This is a genomic window from uncultured Oscillibacter sp., assembly GCF_910587525.1.
Lineage (GTDB): Bacteria > Bacillota > Clostridia > Oscillospirales > Oscillospiraceae > Oscillibacter.
This window is the reverse complement of sequence record NZ_CAJULS010000234.1, coordinates 1-2,241: the sequence shown is the minus strand read 5'-3', so window position 1 is coordinate 2,241 and position 2,241 is coordinate 1. Positions and strand designations below refer to the sequence as shown.

3 protein-coding genes and 1 pseudogene are annotated in these 2,241 nt (G+C 59.6%); all 4 read left to right on the top strand.

Features of this window, described 5'->3' with window-relative positions; genetic code table 11:
* A pseudogene (locus QZ326_RS12940) lies at positions 1-262 on the top strand (sigma-70 family RNA polymerase sigma factor); the annotation flags it as partial.
* Between the two features lie 77 nt (positions 263-339).
* Positions 340-1,227, top strand: a complete 888-nt coding sequence (locus QZ326_RS12935; RefSeq protein WP_295746003.1) for an AraC family transcriptional regulator — start codon at positions 340-342, stop codon at positions 1,225-1,227.
* Entirely contained in the window at positions 1,224-1,955 is a 732-nt protein-coding gene (locus QZ326_RS12930; RefSeq protein ID WP_295746000.1) for an ABC transporter ATP-binding protein, read from the top strand. The genes QZ326_RS12935 and QZ326_RS12930 overlap by 4 nt, the downstream gene beginning before the upstream one ends.
* Positions 1,952-2,241 (top strand): ABC transporter permease (locus QZ326_RS12925; protein WP_295745997.1); only part of this gene is annotated, 290 nt, incomplete at its 3' end. The genes QZ326_RS12930 and QZ326_RS12925, both read left to right, overlap by 4 nt.

The window sequence follows — 2,241 nt, the reverse complement described above, 5'->3', positions numbered from 1 at the left end:
CCCGGCGGAATTGCCCTGCGGCGTAGTGGACGACAGTCTGGAGGAGCGGGATGCCTGCCGGGAACTGATGGGGCTGCTGGACCGGGCTGAAGCTACGGCCACCGGCACCACGGCGAAAGGCATCCGGGCCATCCGGATGCGCATTGACGGATACTCCAGTAAGGAGATTGGCGAACTGCTTGGCGCCCCGGCTAACCATGTGACCGCATGGGTCTCCAAGGCCAGAAACCACATCCGTTTGATGGGCCAGCCCAGTGTGTAGTTCCGGATAGCAAAAAAAGTCGAGCAGGCCGGCGCTGGGCATGGTAAGATGGGAAACACAGATGGAGGTGATGGACTTTGGATCAGCAAACCGAGGCGGTCCAGCGGATGCAGGATTATATTGAGTCCCATTTGGACCAGGAGATCACGCTGACGACCCTCTCTGAGGTGTCGCTCTTTTCCCCCTGGCACTCCCACCGGCTGTTTAAGGAGCGGCTGGGCCTCACGCCAGCGGAGTATATCCGCCGGATGCGGCTTTCCCACTCCGCCATGCGTCTGAAGCAGGAACAGTGCTTTGTCACCGACGCGGCCTATGACTGCGGCTTTCAAAGTATAGACGGCTTCACCCGCGCCTTTTGCCGGGAATTTGGCTGTAACCCTGGGGACTACGTGAAAGCCCCCGTCCCAATCCGGCTGTTTATCCCCTATGGCGTGAAATTCAAGGAGCTGAGAAAGGATACCGTTGATATGGAAAACCTGCAAAGCGTTTTCGTCCAGGTGGTCCGCAAGCCGGAGCGCAAGGTCATCCTCAAGCGCGGCGTCCGGGCCGAGGACTACTTTGCCTACTGCGCGGAGGTCAGCTGCGAGGTCTGGGGTGTGCTGGCCAGTATGGACTCTCTGTGCGGCGAGCCGGTCTGCCTCTGGCTGCCGGATGCGTACAAGAAGCCGGACACCTCAACCTATGTGCAGGGAGTTGAAACGATGCCGGACTACGCCGGGGACATTCCGGAGGGGTTCGATGTCATCACCCTGCCAGCCGCAGAGTACCTGGCCTTCCAGGGTGAGCCCTTCAAAGAGGAGGATTACTCCCAGGCCATCCTCTCTGTGCAGTACGCCATGGACCACTACGACCCGGCTGTCATCGGCTATGAGTGGGATGACAGCAATCCCCGTATCCAACTGGAGCCCCGGGGCGAGCGGGGCTACATCGAGCTGCGGGCCATCAAAAGGAGGAAATCCGTATGAGAGATGAAAAGCTGGCTATTCAAGTAACCGGCCTCACCAAGAGCTACCAGGGTAAAACTGTGCTGAGCGGGCTGGACCTTTCCGTTAAGCGTGGTACGGTGTTTGGCCTGCTGGGCGCCAACGGGGCGGGCAAAAGCACCACCATTGAGTGCATCCTGGGGACCAGGCGTGCAGACTCCGGCGCGGTCTCGGTGCTGGGCCACGACCCCAGGAAGGAACGCGGCGCTCTATTCCAGCGGGTGGGCGTCCAGTTCCAGGAGGGTGACTATCAGCCGGAGATCAAGGTGTTTGAGCTGTGCGAGGAGATCGCCTGCCTGTATAACCGCCCGGCGGACTGGCGGGAGCTGTGCCGGCGGTTCGGGATTGGCGGCAAGCTGAAAAATGCGGTTAAGAGCCTGTCAGGCGGCGAACGCCAGAGGTTGTTTATCGTCCTGGCTCTCATTCCAAACCCGGAGCTGGTATTTCTGGACGAGCTGACTACCGGCCTGGACGCCAAGGCCCGGCGGGATGTATGGAAGATCCTCTCGGAACTGAAAGCGGGTGGCCTGACCATCCTCCTGACCTCACACTTCATGGACGAGGTGGAGGCGCTGTGTGATGAAATTTGTATTTTACGCAGGGGTACGGCAGTGTTTTATGGCACAGTGGAGCAGGCCAGAACGCAGAGCGGCTGTGAGAAGTTCGAGGACGCCTATCTTCAGCTGTCCGGAGAGGAGGATGCGGCATGAGGTCTTTTGGTACATTACTGAAACATGAGTTGAAGCTGAATATCCGCAACATGAATATGGTGATCTTCGCGGTGATCCTGCCGCTGGTGGTACTGGTCATCCTGGGGGTCATCTATGGGACAAAGCCGGCCGCGGAGGGCGCCTCCTACACCTTCCTGGAGCAATCCATCGGCGCGCTGTGTACCATCTCCATCTGTGCCAGCGGGCTGATGGGCCTTCCGTTGGTGGTATCGGAGTACCGGGAGCGGAAAATCCTCAAGCGGTTTCAGGTGACGCCGGTCAGCCC